Genomic DNA, 20,520 nt, shown 5'->3' on the forward strand with positions numbered 1-20,520 from the left:
TCTCTTTACGCTTGCGGCGCCTTCTCGCGGAACACCGTGTTGGCGACAATCGCAAGGATCGCAATCGCGGCGAAGACGGCGAGGATTGCCCAGTAAGTGCCGGTTGCGAAGCAGGGAGAGCCGAAACCCATCCAAACGGGCACGCAACCTTCGACATTCTTGCCCGAAGCGAGGAAGAATATCACGCCGGCGATCCCCGATGCGACCGAAGCGATCACGGCCCAGGGCGTCGAGCGCCGGAAGCTCTCCACGCGCGCCAGCCGCGGCGTGAGCAGATGGACCGACAGCACCGCGAGGAAATAGGCCGCGCCCGCCGCGATGAACATCGGCGCATAGCTGCCCACCCGATCGAGCACGTCTCCCGAATATTTGGAGAACAAGGCCCCCCGATCGCCCCCAGCGTACCGCCGATGCCGATCACCGCGCCCACCGCGAAACGCGGAAAGGTGTCCGACGGGATCGTGTAGAGATTGGCCGAGAAGCCCTGGTGCGCCGCCGCGGCGATGCCGATGATCAGCACGCTCACCCAGAGATTGGGCACCGATGTGGCGAACACCACCGGCAGCACGCAGAAGGCGCAGAGCAGCATGGTGAGCTTGCGCGCCTTGTTGACGCTCATCCCGTTCTTCATCAGCCGGCCGGAGAGCCAGCCGCCGGCGACGCTGCCGACATCCGAGATCAGATAGATGCCGCCCAATGCGAGCGCCGCTTCAGGCGTCGACCAGGTCTTGAGATCAAGGCCGTATTGCGCGCCGAGATAGCCGGGCAGCCAGAACAGGTAGAACCACCAGATCGGATCGATGAAGAACTTACCGAGCGCGAAGGCCCAGGTCTCGCGCTGGGCGAGCAGGCGCAGCCACAGGCCCAGAGTCTTGACGTCGGGATCGGCCGGATCCTGAGTGATGTGCGCGATTTCGGCCGCGCCGACGCGCGAATGTTGCGCAGGATTGTCGCGATACATCGCCAGCCACGCGACCAGCCAGAGCACGCCGAAGATGCCGGTGACGATGAAGGTCATCCGCCAGCCGACCATCGGGACCAGCAGGAAGCAGAGCAAAGGCGCTGCGATCGCACCGACGTTCGAGCCGGCGTTGAACACGCCGACCGCGAAGGCGCGCTCCTTTTGCGGGAACCAGCTTGTCACTGCCTTGACGCCGGCCGGGAAATTGCCCGATTCGCCGATGCCGAGACCGAAACGGGCCATCGCGAAATGGGTGACGCTATAGGCACCGCCATGCGCGACGTGCGCGATCGTCCAGACCACCACCGCGGCGGCATAGCCGAGCCGGGCGCCGATCGCGTCGACCACCTTGCCGAAGCCGAGATAGCCGATCGCATAGGCGATCTGGAACCAGACGACGATGTCGGCATAGGTCCGCTCGTCCATGTGAAGCGAGGGATCTTCCATCATGATCGGCTTGAGCAGCCCGATCATCTGGCGATCGATATAGTTGATCGCCGTAGCGGCAAACAGCAGGCCGACGATGACCCAGCGATAGCGCCCCACCCGCTCGGCGGCGGCTTGTATCGTCGCCTCTCGCGTATCGCTCATTCAGCCTCTCCCGCTGTTATTCGCCACCGGGTTTCCCGCTCGCGGCCTGGTTGGTTAGCTGCAACCCCCTGCCGTGGGAAGCTTCGGAGCATAAATTTCGCATTTTGCGAATCGCTCCCAATATTCGGGATGTCCTGCAGGGGTTTACGGCCGTTGACCAATATTCGCGAATTGGCCTGACACAGCAAGCTACTATTGCTGCGTCGTGTCAGGCCAGCGAAACGGAGCCAGATCAGCGCCTCGGCGGCGCGGACGGCAGGGTCGCTCGCGATTCGTGCGAGATCAGTCTCGAATGGCGCGAAATAGGCCGGTACGCCCTGTAGCCGATCGAACTCGGCACGTGCCTGGTCGAGGCTCCAACGCCGGTGATGGATCCCGGTGTCGATCAGCGCGCGGACGATACGGAACAACAGCCAGTGGACATGGCCGAGTTCCTCGAGCGGCGTGCCGCGATAGATGCCCCTATCGGCCATCAACTGCTCGGCATGGATCGCCCAGCCTTCGGAAAATGCAGGGAGATAGGCGATACGCAGCGGGTGCGCGTTCGCCTCCGCCTCGATCGGAAGCTGAACCATATGACCGGGCAGCAGCTCGTGATGGACGACGCTGTGGAGGCTCCAGCGCGGCCGGCGACGGATCTGCCTGAGGTCGACGACATAGCTGCCGGACTGGCCCGCCGACGGGATCTGGCGATAGCCCTGCTTTCCCGCGACTTCGTCGGCGCGGCTCATCCGGCGGACGCCGACGTCGAGGCTGGCGCGCGGCACCGGCCCGACCAGAGCCGGCGTCGCGGCGCGTGCCTTGTCGAGCCAGCGGTTCATGTCGGCCACTGCGGCATCGCGGCCGGCATCGTCGTCCGGATAAAGCCAGCGCGGATCGGCGAAGGCGGCCTTGAAGCGATCGCCGATGCTGCCCTTCGCGAAACCCGCGGCACGCATCAGCCGGCCGGCACGCACCCCGAGGCGGGCGGCTTCGCGCTCAAACCGCCGATGCGCCGCTTCGGGATCGACGCGTTCGCCGACATGGCGTTCGAGCAGCAGCTTGTACGCCTCGGCGCCATTGGCGCGGCGCCAGAGTCCTGGCTCGACGGCAGGCGGGAGACGGTACGGTCCTTCCGACTTGCCGTCGGGAATGAGGCGCGCCAGTTGCGAATCTATCGCAAGAGCGTTGCGAATGGTTCGCAAATCGAGACTCGCCGACGCCGACAGCGCGGCGACATCGAAAGCCTCGAGCCGCGCCAGCCGGGCATCATAGCCGGAGACCGCGCTTAGCCCATCCAGCGTCTCGCGCAGCTTCGCATCGGCGCCCGGCCCGGCATGCGCCGGCATCGCGTGGAGCGCCGCGCAGGCGGCGAGACCGCCCAGCACCTCGCGGCGGCGCAGCGCGATCATCGACGCACTACCGTGCCGAGCGGAAGCACATTGTTGCGCAGGGTGACCTCGCGACCGCCATCGGCCGGCGCCAGCCGCAACCGCAGCGTTTCGACCGCGACGCCTGCCGGCACCGTGAGGCGCACCCGCGCCTTCTTGGGCATGAGGTCCGTCGGTGCGGCGAGCGCCGCGATCTTCGTGGAAGCCACGGTGCGACCCGAGGAATCCTCCAGATAAAGCACACTGCCCGGCGCTGCCGCCGAGCCGAGGCTGTGCACGATGACGGTGAGCGCGCGGCCCTTCAAGCTTACATCGTCGACCCCGATGCCCAGATCGGGACGAGTCGCAGGATCCTCGATGGGCTGATCCAGCGTGAAATCGAACACGCTGGTCGCGCGCGGGGCGAACATCAGATCGGTAGCAGCGCTGCGTTCGAGCGGAAGCGGTCTACCCGCTCCCAGATCCGACCCGTCCGCCAGCGTCCCGGCGCGCATCGTCCAGCGCCCGGCAGCGACGTTCCAGCTGCTCATCTCGGCCCGTTGGGGCCGATCGCTCATATTGTAGGCGATAACGCGGAAATGCTCGCGCGTGGCGCCCGGCACGAGAATCGCGACCTGCTCGGCGGCGCCCGGCTCGGCGAAGCGCCAGCTGACGGTGTGTCCCGGATAGCTCTGGTTGCGCGCGAGCGCGATGCCGCCCAGCCGCTCGCGCTGGAGCAGTTCCTGCGGCATCGAGACACGATCGGACCACCAATGTCCTTCGGTCATCATGTACATGCGGTTGGTCTTCTGGCCGATCGCGTCGCGGTGGAGATCGGCGAGCGGCTTGGTATCCCCGCTCTCCTGCCACTGGACATAGCGACCGAGATCACCGCGGCCCTTGAGTGCGGCGGCCCATTGCCTGCCCTCGGGAAGTGCCGTCAGCACATTCTCGTTGAACTCGCCGACCAGCGTCGGTCCCCCAGCGATCCGCGAGGTCACCGGCACCAGATATTTGGCGTCGCCGGTGAAGCGCCACGCCGCCCAGGCCGACTGGAGCGGCACGCTCGCCCCGCCGCCATCGCCCTTGCGCTCGGCGTCGCTGCGCCAGTTGATCTCGTTGGGGAAGCTCCACTTTCCGGCGGCGTCCTGCTTGCCGTGCGCGAGCAGCCCATCGACTAGCCCGGTGACCAGCCGCTTCGCCGAAGGATTGGCATTGTACACGCCCATCAGGATCGGGGTGTGCGTGACCACCCAGCTATAGGGCTTCTGCCATTCCCACGGCCCCTCGCGGTACATTTTCCGTGCGCCGTACCAGTTGCTCGCGAAGTGCATGTGCCCCGCGGGATTGGGCAGGATGACGGTCTCCAGCCCCTTCACCGTCGCCAGCATCCGCTCGACCGAACGCGGCTCGCCCCAATTGAGGTAGAGCCGCGCCGCATCGGCGTTCATCCCCTCCTCATAGGCATGGAGCTCGTCGGTGGTGAGCACCCCGAGCCCGTTTTCCATCATGCCGTTCTTGTAGACCGCCTCGGTCAGCGCGCGGAGCGAGGCGTTGATCTTGTCGGGCTCGACGCCCATCAGCGCGAGGCCGGGCCATTGCTGGACGAGATCGACATCGTCCGAGAGTCCGCCGCCGAAATCGCCGAACGGCACCTGACGATTGTCGATCCACCAGTTCACGAATTCGCGGACGCGGCCGAGGTCCTGCAGCTGATACCACGCCCATTCGGGCACCCCGCCGGCGCCGGGGCGATCGTGGCGGCGGGCATCTTCTCAGGCGCATAGCCGATATCCGCCCAATAGCGCCGCCCCTCGACATGATCGGGATCGACCCGGAGCAGGTCGCCGATATCGGCATAGAGACGGCGATAGAGCCCCTCGCGCTGCGAAGCGGTGTGCTCCTCGACGAGGAAGGCCCAATTGTCCTTCACCTGATTGAAGCGATCGGCGACATGCTCGGCCTTCGCCGCCTCGCGCGCCTTGAAGACCAGGCGCACGTTCATGCCGTCGAGCGATTGCGCGTCGAAGTCCGGCGCGGCGGAGGCGATCGTCAGATAGAGATTGTCGTTGGTCAGGATGCGATCGCGCAGATCGAGCCAGAGCGTGCGCGCCTGCCCCGGCTTCACCGAGATCGAGACATCGATCATGTCGCGGCCGGGCCAGATCGGATCCTTGACCCGGATGTTGAGCGCGATCCGGCCGGACGCGTCCGGCGTGGCCTTCAGCGCGGGGATATCGAGCGCGATGCCGTCGAGCCCGTCATGGCTGTTTTCCCAGCCGTAATTCCATGCGCGGGCAATCGGCTTGCCGGGATCGGCGGACCCGAAGCCCGAGGGGATCAGGACATGGACGATCGGCGCCTCGCTGCCGCTGCGCACCGCGGCACCGGTGGCGGCGGCGCTGCCGGCAGCCGGGGCGGCGCTGCGCGCGCCGGCGGGGAGCGCGATCACGGTGGCGCGCTCGTCGGCGGGATAGCGGCCGGCGATGAAGCGATTGAGATCGCGCAGGCCAGCGAGATCGGCCGCGGCGCCGGCATCGACGGTGTAAGCCAGCTTGTAGGTGCCCTTGGGCTCGGCGCCCTCGGTGATGTTATAGGCCCAGATTTCCTGAATCGGCTGTTCCTGCTCGCTGTTGGTGAAGCGCAGGACGCCGCTGGTGCGGGAGGCGAGATCGTCGACGCTGCGGACGACGCCTTTCGGCCGCTTTGCCAACGAAGCGAAGCTGTCGCCATCGGCGCTCCATGCGAGGTCGCCATAGGCCGCGCCGCGTATCTCGACTCGGTTGAACGCCTCGTTCGCGGGGATGCGGAGCGTGTAGGCCTTGCCGCCGTCGACATAGACGTTCCAGTCGGGCAGGTCGAAATAGTCGCTGCGGCCGGGCAGCCGCGAGCGGTTATAGACGCCGGGCCAGGTCGTCTCGGCGATGCCGTCCACGCCCTTCCACATCCATTCCTTGAGATCCTTCGCGTCGGCGAACTCGACCTTGCGGATGCTGGTGGCTTGCGCGGCGAGGAGCGGCGGCGCGCCGCGGGCCCAGCCGAAGCGATGGAGCCAGGCGGCGCGATCGAGCGGGGCCGGCGCCTTGGCGGCAGGCTCCGCACCGGCGGCAAGCTGCGCGACCGCATCGGCAGCGAGCAATTGGTCGTAGACGCGGACTTCGTCGAAATCGCTGCCGCGGGTGAAATTGTAGCGGCTCTGGACCTGGTGCGGCGAGAGCACGCGCGCGGCGAGGCCGAACTGGTCGAGCCCGGCATCGAGATCGGCGCGGGTCGTGTCTTTCGCGACGAGCTTGCCGTCGACGAACAGGCGCACGCCCTGTGTCTCGTCCCATCCGAACGCGATATGGTGCCACGCGTCGGGTGCCGGAAGCGCGTCCATCCGCCACGAGACGCGGACGCGCGACAGGTTCGCATCGGTGACGAAGGCGTCGAAGCCGTGGCCGTTATAGTCGATGCGCAGGAACGCCATGTCCCAGCTCGAATGATCGGCGAACCCGGCGCGGAAGATCACGAACGGTGCTTCGCCAAGCGGTTCGCGCGCGCGCCAGAAGAAGGACAAGGTGCCGCGCTGGGCGAGCATGTTGCCGGGCGCGGACCAGGCCAGATAGCCGTCGTCTGGCCAGCGCATCGCGGATCCGTGCGCGCCATCGGGCACGATCGCCATGCCGCTCTGGAAATTGGGCTGGGCGTCGCCCTTCGCGACTTCGGCGGCGAAGTCCTTGTCGCCGCTCGCGCGGAACAGGAGCTCCTGCGCCGAAGCGGGCGGCGTCAATGCCGTCGCGGCCGCGAGTGCCAGCAGCACGCGCGCGCGCGTTCCGATGCGAACCCGGGGATCGGCAGCCGCTATCGCCCCTGCCCGCGCCTCAACCATGCTCTCTCCATTTTACGCTTCCGCCTTCTTACGAGGCGGTGATCGTGCACGTCACTTCGAAACCGTCGCCGAACCGGCATTCGACCCGGTCGCCCGGCTTGACCGGGTGGACGCCGGTGACCGCGCCGCTCGACACCCATTGCCCCGCCTGCAGCGCGATGCCGCGCGCGGCCATCAGCTCGAGCAGGAACCGCACCGCGCCTACGGGTCCGTCGAGCATCGTCTCGGCAGTGGCGGCGCCGATCCGCGTGCCGTTGATGTCGAGCGTGACCGGCCAGGCCTTGATGTTGGCGCCGCGCCAGTCCTTGATCTCGGGCCCGATGACGAGGCCGTTATTGTTGCCGTAATCGGAGATGGTCACGGTCGGGCCGTGATCGTTGATCCCCGGAAAGGGCGAACTGGCGATCTCGATCCCGACATGGACCGCGTCGACCAGGTCGGCGGCCTCTTCCTCGGTGAAGCGGGTCTTGCCGGCGGGCGGCGCGGCGCGGAGGCGGAGCAGGAACTCGGCCTCGGCGGCGCCGAAACCCGCGCCGAAGATCGGCATCTCGAGGCCTGGCCGGGCATCGACGATGGTGTCGGTGAAGATCGGGCCGGCGAGCCGGTCGACGCCGCCCAGCGGCGGATTGATCCGGCCGACCTTCCAGCCGCCGATCGTGCGGCCGTCGAACGCGATGGCATGATCCTGCACGGCATAGGCCTGGTCGAGCGCTTCGGGGATATCCCCGGGAAATCGGGCAGTCCGCGACTCTCGCGCCGCGCTTCGACGAACGTCTCGGCGATCCGACGCGCTTCGTCGGCAAATTGTACGGATCCCACCAGGCCCCATCCTCTCAACGCTCTGTTTGCGGTGGATTAAGGGAAACCGGTGTCATTGGCAACGGGGAGTCATCCAAACTCTGGATTTTCCCCAATATCGTCATCCCGGCGAAGGCCGGGATCCAGGGTCACGAGCGATGCGGCAGAGAAACCCTGGGCCCCGGCCTTCGCCGGGGTGACGGGTTAGAGCGTGACGCCACGCTTCCAGAAGGCGATCTCGCGTTCGCCATTGCGCTCGGCGGCCGTTTCGGCGCCCGAGGCGATGGCGACGATGCGGTCGATCAGTGCCTCCTCGGCCGCCTCGAATCCGTGGGTGAGCACCTGCCCCGCGTCGAAATCGATCCAGCCAGGTTTGCGGGCCGCGAGATCGCTGTTCGACGCGATCTTGACCGTCGGCACCGGGAAGCCGAGCGGCGTGCCGCGGCCGGTGGTGAACAGGATCACCGTGGCGCCCGCCGCGGCCAGCGCAGTGGAGGAGACGGCATCGTTGCCGGGAGCCTCGAGCAGGGTCAGGCCGGTGCGCTCGATGCGTTCCCCGTAACGCTTCACGTCGGTCAGCGTCGCATGGCCCGCTTTCTGAACGGCGCCCAGCGACTTCTCTTCCAGCGTGGTGATGCCGCCGGCCACATTGCCCGGGGACGGGTTTTCCGAAACCGGTTCGCCGTGGCTGAGGAAGTAGTTCTTGAAGTCGTTGACTACGTCCACGACGCCTTCGAACACCGCGCGGCTTTCGGCGCGGTCCATCAGCATCTGTTCGGCGCCGAATATCTCGGGAATCTCGGTGACAATCGCGCTGCCGCCCGCGGCAGTGACGACGTCGCTCATCCGGCCGACCAGCGGATTGGCGGTGAGGCCCGAAAAACCGTCCGAGCCGCCGCACTTCACGCCGAGCACGAGCTTGTCGAGCCCGACCGGCTCGCGCTTCGTCTTCGCAGCCTCGGCGGCAAGCTCGGCGACTGCGGCGAGGCCGTCCTCGACCTCGTCGGTCGAATTCTGCGCGATCACGGTGCGGATGCGCGGCTTGTAGCTTTCGGGAACCTCCTCGAGCAGCCGCGAAAGCTGGTTCGATTCGCAGCCCAGCCCGATCAGCAGCACGCCGCCGGCATTGGGGTGCGCGGCAAGCGCGGCGAGCATGCGGCGCGTGGCGCTCAGATCGTCGCCGAGCTGCGAGCAGCCATAAGGATGCGCGAAGGCATGGACGCCGTCGACTTGCCCGGCATGGCGCCGCCCGGCCTCGGCAGCGATGCGCTCGGCGGTGCGGCCGACACAGCCCACGGTGGGGAGGATCCATATCTCGTTGCGAGTGCCGACGCGGCCGTCTTCGCGGACATAACCGAGGAAGGTCGGCCCGCCCGAAGTCGGCGCGCGTGGCTCGGCATGCGGATCGTAACGATAGTCCAGCGTGCCCGAGAGGCCGGTCGCGAGGTTGTGGCTATGGACATGGTCGCCCGCTACGATCGGTGCGGTGGCGCGGCCGATCGGAAAGCCGAACTTCACCACTTCCTCACCCGCGGCGATATCGCGCAGCGCGATCTTGTGGCCCTTGGGGATATCGGCCCGCGCGACGACCTGCGTCCCGCCGATTTCGACGGGCTCGCCCGCGGCCGCGGCCTCGAGCAGAGTCGCGACATGGTCGCTCGAATGGATCTTGAGGGCAGTGGTCATGCGCGTTCCGGGGCGCCCGTGCGCCGCTGGCTATGTGGGTCCAAACGGCCCCCGACGCAACCATGTGGCGGCGTGCGGCGTGGCGCCGTTGCAAAGCCATCTGACACCGGTTACCCGACAAGGCAAGCAACCCGGCGCGCCACGCGGCGTGACTCGGCGCATTTGGGAGAGAGCGATGATCGACCGGCGTACGCTGATCGGCGGGGCTGCCGCCTCCGCAAGCCTGATCGCCGGCCGCGCCTGGGGGCAGACCGCGGGCCCCGTCCACACTGCCGCGGGTGCGTTCCAGGGAACAGTCGAGGATGGCGTCCGCGTGTTCCGCGGCATCCGCTACGGACGCGCCGAGCGGTTCCGCGCGCCGATCGCCGTTCCCGCCCCTGCCGAGGTCCAGCCCGCCACCACCTTCGGCCCGGTCTCGCCGCAATCGGGCGCCCGCTATGGCCCCCAGTCCGAGGACTGCCTGTTCCTCAACATCTGGACCGCCGATACCCGCCCCGCCGCGCGCAAGCCGGTGATGCTCTACATCCATGGCGGCGCCTATTCGGGCGGCAGCGTCACCGATCCGCTCAACGACGGGCACGCGCTGGCGGCGCGCGGCGACGTGGTCGTGGTGACGGTCAATCACCGGCTCAACGCGTTCGGCTATCTCTATCTCGCGCGTCTCGACCCGCGCTTCCCCGACAGCGGCAATGCAGGCCAGCTCGACCTGATCCTCGCGCTCCGCTGGGTGCGCGACAATATCGCCGCGTTCGGAGGCGACCCCAATAAAGTGATGGTATTCGGCCAGTCGGGCGGCGGCGCCAAGATCGCGACGATGATGGGCATGCCCGCCGCCAGGGGCCTGTTCCACCGGGCGGCGACGATGAGCGGACAGCAAGTCACTGCCTCGGGCCCGCTCAACGCGACGGCACGGACGCGGGCATATCTCGGCAAGCTCGGCGTGAAGGAGAGCGATCTCGGCGCGCTGCTGGCGTTGCCGCAGGAGAAGTTGATCGAAGGGCTCTCGGCGACCGACCCGGTGCTCGGCGGCGGCGTCTATTTCGGGCCTGTGCTCGACATGAAATGGCTCACCCGCCACCCCTTCTGGCCCGACGCCAATCCGCAGTCGCTCCACATCCCGATGATCCTCGGCAACACGCATGACGAGACGCGGGCCTTCATCGCGCCGGATTCGGCCAAGATGCGCGACTTGCGCTGGGACAATATCGCCGAGCGGATCGCGCCCGAGCTGCGCATCGACATCCTGCCCGAATGGGTCGTCGCCGAATATCGTGCACATTATCCGGGTTGGACGCCGGAGCAGGTCTTCTACGACGCGACCACTGCGGGACGAAGCTGGCGCGGACAGGTGATCGAGGCCGAGGAGCGGGCGAAGGCGGGCGCGCCGGGCTGGGTCTACCAGCTCGATTTCGGCTCGCGCACCGATCCACGGCGCGGCGCCTTCCACTCGCTCGACATCGCGCTCGTCTTCGGCACGCCCGGCGCAGAGGGCTCCCAAACCGGCACCGGCGCCGATGCCCGCGCGGTCTCGAAGGCGATGCAGGACAGCTTCGTAGCCTTCACGCACGCCGGCGATCCCAATCATGGCGGGCTGCCGCGCTGGCCGCGCTACGGCCTCGACAAGCGTGCGACGATGGTCTTCGATGCGCGCAGCCGCATCGAGAACGACCCGCGCAAATGGCAGCGCGAGCTGTTCGCGCGCGTGCCCTATATCCAGCCCGGCACCTGAAGCCGGGCGGCCTCAGGAGGTTGCCGATGAAGCTCGATCGTCGTTCCGCGTTGCTCGCAGCCCTTGCCACGCCGTTCGCGGCTAGCGCGCAGACCGCGTCGCCCAGAGGCGACAAGCCGCTACCGGCAGGGCTGGTCGACCCGGCCGAGACGATCGACCTCTGGCCCAAAGGCGCGCCGGGCAAGCCCGCGAAGCTGCCGGTCGAGAAGGTCGAGGAGCGCAGCACCGATGCGGCACTCACCGATCGTTCGGTGACCGGCGTGGCCAATCCGCGGATGGCGGTGTTCCGGCCGCGCGTCGCCAACGGGGCCTCGGTGCTGATCACGCCGGGCGGCGGCTATGTCCGGATCGTGCTCGATCACGAGGGTTATGTGCTTGCGCGCTGGCTCGCGGCGCAGGGCTTCACGGCCTATGTGCTCTTCTATCGGCTGCCGGGCGACGGCTGGGCGGCGGGACCGGATGTGGCGCTGTCCGACGCGCAGCGCGCAATGCGACTGATCCGCGCGCGGGCGATCCGCGACGCGCTCGATCCCGAACGAGTCGCGGCGATCGGCTTCTCGGCGGGCGGGCACCTCTGCGCCGATCTGGCGACGCGGCACGCAGTGAAGACCTATGATCCGGTCGATGCGGCCGACAGGCTCGGCGCGCGGCCGTTCGTCGCGGCGCCGATCTATCCGGTGATCTCGATGAGCGCGCCGACGGCACATATGGGATCGCGCAAGCAACTGGTCGGCGAGGATGCAAGCCCCGCGCTGGAGGCTGCGCATTCGCCGCACCTCAACGTGACCCAGGCGACTCCGCCCTGCTTCCTCGTCCACTCCGAGGACGATGGTACGGTGCCGGTGGAGAACAGCCTGTTGCTGCGCGCCGCGCTCAAGGCCGCAGGGGTGCCGGTGGAGACTCACCTCTTCACCCATGGCGGTCACGGCTATGGGATGACCAAGGCGCTGAGCAAACCCGCAGGCGTCTGGCCCGAACTGTTCCTCACCTGGGCCCGCAGCCAGGGCATGGCCTGAGCTTCAACAAGGAAGAACGGCGCGGAAATGATTCCGCGCCGTTCTCGTGACGAAGATTGCGCCGGCGGCGCGAGCCGCCGGCCGATGATCACATCTTGAAGCGCGCACCCACTAGAAAGGTGCGGCCGAAATGGTTATTCTCATAGGGCCGGTTCGCATCCTGATCGACCCAGCGGTCGCGATACGCGTCGGTCAGATTGGTGCCTTCCAGCGACAGCTCGACATTCTCGGTGATCTTGTAGCGGATCGACGCATCGACATTGGTGATCGGGTTATAGCCTTCGAAGACGTTGCCCGTCGCCGAACCCTGATCGTTGAAGCCGCCGCGATAGGCGACCGAGGCGCGGGCGCTGAACCTGCTGTCTTCGTAATAGAGCGTCGCGTTGAACGCGCGCTTCGAGAGCTGGTACAAGGTCGTCTCGAACGGCTGGTTGACGTTGCTGCCGCCCGGCACCGTCGCCGGCACGCCCTGGGCGTAGATGGCGTTCGAGTCGATGAAGCTCGCATTGACGATGCCGCCGAAGTTGCGGAGGAACCCGGGCAGGAAGCGGAACGGCGCCTGCAGCGAGAGCTCGACACCCTTCAGGTCCGCGCCGCTGCCGTTGACCGTGGTCTGGATCGTCCAGATCGGCTGCGCCTGCAGCGCGGGGTTGAGGAAGCCCGGCGAGGACGTAGTGAGCACCGACGTAGGCAGCCCGGTCGACGTGAAGGTATCGACGCGTGAGCTCGCCACCGGGAAGCTGTCGATCTCCTTCTTGAAGAACGCGACCGAGAACACCGATTGCGGCGCGAAATACCATTCGAGCGCGGCGTCATACGCCGTGGCGCGATACGGCTCGAGATCGGGGTTGCCGAAGTTGACCCGGAAGTTGAACCCGTCGGCCGATCCGCCGGGCGTCAGATTGGCGAGCAGCGGCCGGGTCATCACCTTGGCCACCGCGGCGCGCAGCACCAGATTGGGCGTGAGGTCGGCGGCGATGTTGGCGGAGGGCAGCCAGTCCTCATAGTCGCGATCGACGGTGACCTGGGTGCCGCTGTTGAGCCCCGTCGACGATTGCTCGGTGCGGACATAGCGCATGCCGGCATTGGCGCGGACGTTGATGCCGAGCACCGATCCGTTGAGGTCGACCTGGAAATAGCCGCCCTTGACCTGCTCGGTCACGCTGCGGTTGTTGCCCACGTCGAGCAGCAGCGGGCGGTTGTAGAGCCCTGTATAGTCCGCGGCCGCATCGATATTGGGGATGAGCCAGCTGTTGGTGTTGCCCGCGGGCTGGCCGGCATTGCCGAGATTGACCAGTTCGGACAGCGCCGGCGTGGCGCGGAAACCATAGACCGCGGTCGGACCGAACAGCGCGCTGGGCGAGCAGGTGATCTGGCGCAGGACCAGGTCGAGCCCGCCATTGCCGCACACTGCGGTGTCGCGCTGATAGGCCGTCAGGTCATAGTCGAAACGGCGATAGACGCCGCCGAACTTCAGCGTGAATCCCTCGGTCACGTCCCATTCCGTGCGCAGCTGGGCGGTCCTGAACTTGTTGGTGGTGTTGGACGGACGGTCGCGGATCTCAGCGAGCTGGAAATTCGCCGGATCGGTGACGCTGGTGCCGAAGGTCAGCCGGGGCGAGCGGCTGTTGGTATAATCGTATTGATAGCCCTGTGCGTCGCGATCGTCGAAGACGAACGTGGTCTCGATCGGGATATCGGCATCGGACTTGGAGATCCCGCCGAGTAGCGTGAAGCGGAAATTCTCGCCGAGATCCTGATCCCAGCTGGCACCGATCTGGTAGAATTCGGTGGTCGATTCGCGCCGATAATGCTCGGTGCGCACCCAGGCGTCGTTGAGCGTCGCCGAGATCATGTTGTTGTTGTCGTCATAGACCGGGTTGACGACGTTGATCGAGCGCTCGTTGGAGCGGAGCAGCACTTCGCCCCATTTCTCTTCGCGGACCTCCTTGAAGCGCGAATAGAGGCCGTCGATCGAAATCTTGGTGGCATCGCTCGGCGCCCATTGCACGCTGCCGGTCAGACCCAGCCGCTCGCGATCATGACGGACCTCGCCGTAGCGCGGGATGCGCGGATGGAAGGAGAGCGCGGCCTGATTGCACGCCGCGCTCGGGACATAGGTTCCGCCGGAGTTTGCGGTGGTCCAGCAATTGGTGCCGTCGACGCCGTCGAACCGGGCCTGCGCCCAGCGCACCGTGTTGTTGCCGAGCTCGAGCGTGTCGGTCTTCTGCCAGGCGGCCGAGATCGAGGCGCCGATCGTCCCGTCGGGCGACTTCCACGAGAGCAAGCCGGCGACGCGGGGCCCCCAATTCTTCGAGAGATCGTTATAGCTGCCCTGCGCCGACGCGACGAAGGTGAGCCCGTATTTGCCGCCGAGCGGATTGCCGGTGTTGAGGTCGACCACGGCGCCGAGCGAGCCTTCGTCGAGCGAGGCTTCGGCCGTCTTGTGGACGACCAGCGAGCTGAACAGCTCGGAAGCGAAGACGTTGAAGTCGAACGCGCGCTCGCGATTGGCGCTGGCGCCGTCCGCCGTGGTGGTGATCGTCTCGAGCCCGTTGACGCGCACGCGGGTGAACTGCGCGCCGAGGCCGCGCACCGTGATCGCACGGCCTTCGCCGCCGTCGCGCTGGATCGAGATGCCGGGGATGCGCTGGAGCGATTCGGCGAGGTTCTGGTCCGGGAATTTGGCGATGTCCTCGGCGACGATCGCGTCGACCGCCGACACCGAAGCGCGCTTCACGTTGAGCGCAGCCTCCAGCGACTGGCGGAAGCCGGTGACGACGATCTCGTCGCCGGTCTGCTCGTCGGCGGGCGCTTCCTGCGCGTCGGCAGGCGCCGGGTCGGCGGTCTGCGCCGCCGCGTTCGCGGCCGTGCCGAGGGCGAGCGCGACGACCGTCGCCGATACGGTGTTACGCCAGTGAGATCTGGAAACGCGCGCCTTCATGACATCCTCCTTGCCTAATCCTGCCGGCCCGCTCTGCTGGCGGTTTCCGGAAATTGCGCGCCGTCCAAGGTCAGCACGCTTCGCATCCTTTGCTGTGCGCAATTTGCGCGAGACAGCCGGTTCAGGGTGTAGCTACCGGGGATTGGAAACCGGTGTCAACAGGCTCGCTTGCTGACGCTTTCTTTTCCCTTCGACACCTGTTGTAGTTCAGCAACAGGCCGCAAATGGAAATATATTCCCATTATATGAGACGTATGGGACTCCCGAAGTAGAACCAACTGGTTACCGGTGTCACAAGCGAGACACATCTCCACTGCGTTAGCTCGTGGTCGCAACGCGCGGATTTCAGAGCTTTTCTAGAGCGCCGCATGAGGGCGCACGTGCAAAGGCTCAGCCCCTGCCCTCCGCCGCGTCGGCCAACCATTGCTCGATATTGGTGAACCCGTCGCGATTGCGGTCGCCATTGCCGTCCGCGACCTTCGGATCGAGGCCGTGGCTGCGCTCCCACGCATCGGGCATGCCGTCCTCATCGCTGTCGCGCGGCGCAGGCAGGCTCTTGAGCTCGGGCCAGCCGCCCACGTCGCGCTGGCTGTCGATCTGCACTCCCGTGCGGCTGCGCACTCCGGCGACGACGCGCGTATCGGTCGGGTCGCGGACCTTCGACGCGCCCGCACTCGCGAGCACACGTTCATAGGCGCGGGCGGCAGGATCGGGCGCGACTGGTGCCACCTCCACGGGTGCAGTCAGGCGATAGCCTTCGGGGGAGACGCCGGTGACGAGGCTCCACGGATCGGCGGGGATCGCGCCGTTCATGCTGTTGCCCGCGAAATACGCCTTGGCGAGGATGTTGGATTCGTTGAACGCGATCGGCTTGCCGGATTGCGGGCCGGCGACATAGGCATTGTCGACGAAATTGTAGCTGGCGAGCGTGGCCTTGTCCGCATTGTAGCCGGAGCGGTCACCGCCCCAATTGTAGAAGACGTTCGAGCGGAAATCGAAGACGGGCCCCAGCGGATCGACCTCGGGGCCGTCGTAATTGCCGGGGCGCGGCATGCGCGCGGCATGGTTCGCCCAGAGATTGTGGTGGAAGCTGATCCTCGAACCGCGGCCGCCCCGGATCAGGCTGCCATAGCCATGCTCGCCCTTGGCGTGCAGCGAATGGGTCAGTGATTCCGAGATGATCGACCATTGCACGGTCAGATCGTAAAACCCCGCCTCCGGATCGGTATAACGCGCCGAGGCGGAGAGCGTTTCGTCGACCGACCAGCTCGCCGAGACGTGATCGAGGATGATACGGCGGCCGCGATCGATCCACACCGCGTCGGACTCGGTCTTCGATTCGTCACCCAAGCGGGAGCGGATGTAGCGGATAACGACATCGTCGGCGGCGACTTCGAGACGATGGTCGCGCAGCGTGATGCCGTCGCCCGGCGCCGACTGGCCGGCAATGGTGACGCGGCCCTCGCGGATCACCAGCGGTTTTGCGAGCTTGATCGTGCCCGAGACGCGGAACAGGATCGTGCGCGGCCCCTTGGTCTCGACCGCGGCGCGCAAGCTGCCGGGGCCACTATCCTCGAGATTGGTGACGAACAGCACCTGCCCGCCGCGCCCCCTTGCGCGAAACGCCCCGCTCCCTCCGCGCCGGGAAAGGCGAGTTGTCCGGGATCTGGCGGCGACAAAATGAGAAGCGAGAGTGCGAGCATGGAACCTCAGGATGCCGAGAGTTGATCGAGCGCCCGAACGACCTTGCCGTTCACGCGGACATTGGCGAGCGCGACACGTTCGGTGTGCCGGATGACGCTGGACTGAGTAACGCCGTCGAAGGTGCAATCCTTGAGTGTGATGTCAGTCACCGGCGCGCCGGGAAGCCCCTGACTGTCGAGCACCCGCGTCGCTTTGTCGGCGCGCAGCCGCTCGATGTTGATGTGCCGCAGGATCGGCGTGAAACGCCCCTTCGCGCCTTCCTCATAGTTGAAGTCGCAGGCGATCGCGGCGCGGCTCACCTGGCCCACATCAATGTCGCGATAGTGAAAGTTCTCGAGAAGCCCGCCGCGCAACGCGTTGTTCTTGAAGCGGATCGCATACCAGAGATCGGGGCTGTCGAGCCTGCACTTCTCGGCGAATACCCAGCGCGCGCCGCCCGATATCTGCGATCCGACGGTGATGCCGCCATGCCCTTCCTTCATCCGGCAATTGCGGATCAGGATGTTCTGCGAAGGCACGCCGAGGCGCCGACCGTCCTCGTTGCGGCCCGAATTGACGGCGATGCAATCGTCGCCGGTATCGAAGGTGCAATCCTCGATCAGCATCATGTCGACCGATTCCGGATCGGTGCCGTCGTTGTTCGGCCCATGCCCGAAGATGTCGAGCCCGCGTAAAGTGACGTTGCGGCAGAGCACCGGATGGACGTTCCAGAACGGCGAATTGCGGATGCGGACGCCTTCGATCAGGACATTCTCGCACAGATAAGGCTGGATGAAGGGCGGGCGCAGATAATGGCCGTCGCCGAACACGCGCTTCTCCACCGGCACGCGATCCTCGGCCATCTGGAACAGGCGCGCCCTGGCCGGCCGCTGGTCGGGTATCCCCTCGCGCCAGCCATATTCGACCGTGCCGCCCCACGGCCCCTTCCACGCCCACCAATGCTGCGCGCTCCCCTGTCCGTCGAGCGTGCCCGCGCCGGTGATCGCGATGTTCTTCGCCTTGTAGGCATAGACCAGAGGCGAATAGTTGATGAGCTCCACGCCTTCCCAACGGGTGAAGACCATCGGGTAATGCGCGGGATCGGGGCTGAAGCGCAAAGTCGCGCCGCTCGCGACATGAAGTTCGACATTCGACTTCAGATGCACCGCCCCGGTCAGGAAGTCGCCGGCGGGAACGAGCACCCTGCCCCCGCCCGCCGCGGCACAGGCGGCGATCGACTTGGCGATGGAATCGGTGTTGAGCGTCGCTCCGTCGCCCTTGGCCCCGAATTGCGTGATGTCGAAGACGCCGGCCGGGAAGACCGGCGCGCGGACGGTGCGCGCGATGTCGGCAGCGCGCTGCCACGGATCCGCAGCCGGCAGCGCACTGCCGGGCAGCAGGGCGCCCGCTCCGGCGAGATATCCGTAGCGCAGCAGATCGCGGCGGGATGGTTGAAGCAGCATGGACATCCTCTCGCAAGGTCCGGCTCTCGCGGCCGCTGATGACACCGGTATCAGGAAATGCGGTTGAGTGGCAACCGCCCCTCTCCCGTTCGCGCTGAGCCTGTCGAAGCGCCGTTCTCGTCTTCATCCTGCTGTAGAGAAGCAGGACGGCGCTTCGACAAGCTCAGCGCGAACGGGGATTGGAATTGCGGGCATTAGAGTGAGCGGCACAGACCCACCTATACAACTGCATTTGGTGCAATCGCACAGCCGGGTTATGTCCCATCGCAATGAAGCGCAGCAGCCAGCCCACGATCAACGACGTCGCCCGCATCGCCGGCGTCTCCAAGAAGACCGTCAGTCGGGTGATCAATCAGTCGCCTTTGCTCAACGGCGACACCCGCAAGCGCGTCGAGGAAGTCATCGCCGATCTCGGCTATGTCCCCAATCCACAGGCGCGCGCGCTGGCACTCCGCCGCAACTTCCTGATCGGGCTGATCCACGACAATCCCAACGCGCAGATGGTCTTGAACGTCCAGCAGGGCATGCTGGAGGTCCTGCGCGACACCGAGTTCGAGCTGATCGTCCACCCGGTCGATCGCGGTTCGCCGACGATGCTCGAGGATATCGGCCATTTCCTCGAGCGGCAGCGGCCGTTCGGCGTGATGATCCTGCCGCCGATTTCGGAGAACGACCAGCTCGCCGGGCTCTGCGCCGAACTGGGCGTGCGCTATGTCCGCATGGGATCGGCAACCCTCGACGAGGCATCGCACATGGTCGCCTCGAACGATCGCGAGGCAGTGCGCGGCGCAGTCGAGCATCTGATTGAATCCGGTCATCGCCGGATCGGCCTGGTGCTCGGGCCGCACGGCTTCCGCTCGGCGCTCGAACGGCAAAAGGGCTATGAGGAAGCGATCGAGCGCGCAGGGCTGCCGCTCCAGCGCACGCTGATCGTCCAGGGCGATTACAAGTTCGAATCCGGAATGCGCGCCGCCGAGCAATTGCTCGATCTCTCGCCACGCCCCACTGCGGTGTTCGCCTCCAACGACGAGATGGCGGCCGGCGTGCTCCACGTCGCGCGCCAGCGCGGGCTCAACGTGCCGCAGGATCTGTCGATCATCGGCTTCGACGACACCCCGATCGCCTCGCACCTCTGGCCGCCGCTCACCACCGTGCGCTGGCCGATCGCGACGATGGCGCGCGCCGCGGCGCTGAAGCTGGTGAGCGGCGAAGGCGGAGGTCCGCCGGGCGAGGACGGCGAGGCATCGCTGTTCGTATCGACCCTGATCCGAAGGGCATCGGTGGCGCCCGCCGCGGGCTGAGCTGCCAGCCGCATTTCACTCCATTGCCGTCATCCCGGCGAAAGCCGGGATCCAGAGTTGTCGGGCCGCATGGCATGTGACTCCTGGGCCCCGGCTTTCGCCGGGGTGACGAACAAATGCAGCGACGGTTACCCCAAAACACAGACCACCGGTGCCTTCAGGACGCCGAGGCGAAATTGCCGCCTCGCCGCCATCAATCTATGCTGCATCGCAGCGAAGGAGGTGGCGTATATGACCCCGAAGCGAGTGCGTAAGGCTGTGTTTCCCGTCGGCGGGCTAGGTACCCGCTTTCTCCCGGCGACCAAGGCGATCCCCAAGGAGATGCTGCCGATCGTCGATCGTCCCCTGATCCAATATGCAGTGGAAGAAGCGATCGAAGCCGGCATCGAGCAGATGATCTTCGTCACCGGCCGCGGCAAGGCGGCGATCGAGGACCATTTCGACATCGCCTTCGAACTCGAGACGACGATGAGCGGGCGCGGCAAGTCGCTCGACATCCTCGGGCGTACCCGATTGCGGCCGGGCGCGGTGGCCTATGTCCGCCAGCAGGAGCCGATGGGGCTGGGCCATGCGGTGTGGTGCGCGCGCGACGTGGTCGGCGACGAGCCGTTCGCAGTGCTGCTCGCCGACGATTTCATGGTCGGGCGGCCCGGCTGCCTCAAGCAGATGATCGACGCATACGAGCAGGTCGGCGGCAATCTGATCTGCGCCGAAGTGGTGCCCGACGAGCAGACGCATCGTTATGGCATCATCACGCCCGGCACGCATTCGGGCGCGCTTACGCAAGTGAAGGGCCTCGTCGAGAAGCCGGCCCCGGCACCGCGCCCTCCAACCTTTCGGTGATCGGCCGCTACATCCTCCAGCCTGAAGTGATGGGTGTGCTGGCAAGCCAGGAGAAGGGCGCCGGCGGCGAGATCCAGCTCACCGACGCTATGTCGCGGATGATCGGCGAGCAGGCTTTCCACGGCCTCACCTTCGCCGGCACGCGTTATGATTGCGGCGACAAGGCCGGCTTCCTCCATGCCAATCTGGCGATGGCGCTGGAGCGTGAGGACCTGGCCGACGAAGTCGAATTGTTCGCCAGCAACCTGCTCGCAGCACGCCAGCTGCGCAGCGCGGCGTGAACCA

At 66.6% G+C, this 20,520-nt stretch carries 12 protein-coding genes and 2 pseudogenes; 4 read left to right on the forward strand and 10 right to left on the reverse strand.

What is annotated here, in order from left to right:
* Positions 1-5: 5 nt before the first annotated feature.
* The 7 genes and pseudogenes from PIB19_RS08110 to PIB19_RS08135 form a co-directional block, all read right to left on the reverse strand.
* The gene (locus PIB19_RS08110) at positions 6-218 is read right to left on the reverse strand and encodes a hypothetical protein (RefSeq protein WP_271241079.1); all 213 of its coding nucleotides are present in this window, start codon (positions 216-218) and stop codon (positions 6-8) included.
* Between the two features lie 27 nt (positions 219-245).
* Positions 246-1,552 (reverse strand): annotated as a pseudogene (locus PIB19_RS08115) (MFS transporter); the annotation flags it as partial.
* Positions 1,549-2,943 carry a DUF885 family protein gene (locus tag PIB19_RS08120; RefSeq protein ID WP_271240381.1) on the reverse strand — a complete coding sequence of 465 codons (1,395 nt, stop codon included), beginning with the start codon at positions 2,941-2,943 and terminating at the stop codon, positions 1,549-1,551. The pseudogene PIB19_RS08115 and the gene PIB19_RS08120, both read right to left, overlap by 4 nt.
* Entirely contained in the window at positions 2,940-4,637 is a 1,698-nt protein-coding gene (locus tag PIB19_RS22950) for a hypothetical protein (RefSeq protein ID WP_336297290.1), read from the reverse strand. The genes PIB19_RS08120 and PIB19_RS22950 overlap by 4 nt, the downstream gene beginning before the upstream one ends.
* Positions 4,580-6,772 (reverse strand): LamG-like jellyroll fold domain-containing protein, encoded by a 2,193-nt coding sequence (locus PIB19_RS22955; RefSeq protein ID WP_336297291.1) that lies wholly within the window; start codon positions 6,770-6,772, stop codon positions 4,580-4,582. The genes PIB19_RS22950 and PIB19_RS22955 overlap by 58 nt, the downstream gene beginning before the upstream one ends.
* Positions 6,773-6,800: 28 nt before the next feature.
* Positions 6,801-7,463: a 2-keto-4-pentenoate hydratase gene (locus PIB19_RS08130; RefSeq protein ID WP_271240382.1), complete on the reverse strand. Its 663-nt coding sequence runs from the start codon at positions 7,461-7,463 to the stop codon at positions 6,801-6,803.
* Between the two features lie 311 nt (positions 7,464-7,774).
* Positions 7,775-9,256 (reverse strand): UxaA family hydrolase, encoded by a 1,482-nt coding sequence (locus PIB19_RS08135; protein WP_271240383.1) that lies wholly within the window; start codon positions 9,254-9,256, stop codon positions 7,775-7,777.
* 175 nt (positions 9,257-9,431) lie between these two features.
* On the opposite strand from PIB19_RS08135, the gene PIB19_RS08140 reads away from it, so the two are divergent.
* Together PIB19_RS08140 and PIB19_RS08145 are read left to right on the forward strand one after the other, a co-directional pair.
* Positions 9,432-10,985: a carboxylesterase/lipase family protein gene (locus PIB19_RS08140; RefSeq protein ID WP_271240384.1), complete on the forward strand. Its 1,554-nt coding sequence runs from the start codon at positions 9,432-9,434 to the stop codon at positions 10,983-10,985.
* Positions 10,986-11,011: 26 nt separating this feature from the next.
* The gene (locus PIB19_RS08145) at positions 11,012-12,001 is read left to right on the forward strand and encodes an alpha/beta hydrolase (protein ID WP_271240385.1); all 990 of its coding nucleotides are present in this window, start codon (positions 11,012-11,014) and stop codon (positions 11,999-12,001) included.
* Positions 12,002-12,089: 88 nt separating this feature from the next.
* On the opposite strand, the gene PIB19_RS08150 is transcribed toward PIB19_RS08145, so the two are convergent.
* The 3 genes from PIB19_RS08150 to PIB19_RS08160 form a co-directional block, all read right to left on the reverse strand.
* Positions 12,090-14,945: a TonB-dependent receptor gene (locus PIB19_RS08150; protein WP_271240386.1), complete on the reverse strand. Its 2,856-nt coding sequence runs from the start codon at positions 14,943-14,945 to the stop codon at positions 12,090-12,092.
* 390 nt (positions 14,946-15,335) lie between these two features.
* Positions 15,336-16,541 (reverse strand): pectate lyase family protein, encoded by a 1,206-nt coding sequence (locus tag PIB19_RS08155; RefSeq protein WP_271240387.1) that lies wholly within the window; start codon positions 16,539-16,541, stop codon positions 15,336-15,338.
* 113 nt (positions 16,542-16,654) lie between these two features.
* Positions 16,655-18,091 carry a glycoside hydrolase family 28 protein gene (locus PIB19_RS08160; protein ID WP_271240388.1) on the reverse strand — a complete coding sequence of 479 codons (1,437 nt, stop codon included), beginning with the start codon at positions 18,089-18,091 and terminating at the stop codon, positions 16,655-16,657.
* Positions 18,092-18,360: 269 nt separating this feature from the next.
* Between PIB19_RS08160 and PIB19_RS08165 the strand changes: the two genes are divergently transcribed.
* Together PIB19_RS08165 and galU are read left to right on the forward strand one after the other, a co-directional pair.
* Positions 18,361-19,392, forward strand: coding sequence for a LacI family DNA-binding transcriptional regulator (locus PIB19_RS08165; protein WP_271240389.1), 1,032 nt, complete (start codon positions 18,361-18,363; stop codon positions 19,390-19,392).
* A 231-nt stretch (positions 19,393-19,623) separates the two neighbouring features.
* Positions 19,624-20,516 (forward strand): annotated as a pseudogene (galU, locus tag PIB19_RS08170) (UTP--glucose-1-phosphate uridylyltransferase GalU).
* The last annotated feature ends 4 nt before the right edge of the window (positions 20,517-20,520 follow it).

The organism is Sphingomonas sp. 7/4-4 (assembly GCF_027941955.1).
Classification (GTDB): Bacteria; Pseudomonadota; Alphaproteobacteria; order Sphingomonadales; family Sphingomonadaceae; genus Sphingomonas.

Bases quoted from the DNA above. Each gene is read 5' to 3' on its own strand.
- PIB19_RS08135 (WP_271240383.1), bottom strand. From the start codon at position 9,256: ATGACCACTGCCCTCAAGATCCATTCGAGCGACCATGTCGCGACTCTG.
- PIB19_RS08150 (WP_271240386.1), bottom strand. From the start codon at position 14,945: ATGAAGGCGCGCGTTTCCAGATCTCACTGGCGTAACACCGTATCGGCG.
- PIB19_RS08140 (WP_271240384.1), top strand. From the start codon at position 9,432: ATGATCGACCGGCGTACGCTGATCGGCGGGGCTGCCGCCTCCGCAAGC.
- PIB19_RS08120 (WP_271240381.1), bottom strand. From the start codon at position 2,943: ATGATCGCGCTGCGCCGCCGCGAGGTGCTGGGCGGTCTCGCCGCCTGC.
- PIB19_RS08160 (WP_271240388.1), bottom strand. From the start codon at position 18,091: ATGCTGCTTCAACCATCCCGCCGCGATCTGCTGCGCTACGGATATCTC.
- PIB19_RS22955 (WP_336297291.1), bottom strand. From the start codon at position 6,772: ATGGTTGAGGCGCGGGCAGGGGCGATAGCGGCTGCCGATCCCCGGGTT.
- PIB19_RS08145 (WP_271240385.1), top strand. From the start codon at position 11,012: ATGAAGCTCGATCGTCGTTCCGCGTTGCTCGCAGCCCTTGCCACGCCG.
- PIB19_RS08165 (WP_271240389.1), top strand. From the start codon at position 18,361: ATGAAGCGCAGCAGCCAGCCCACGATCAACGACGTCGCCCGCATCGCC.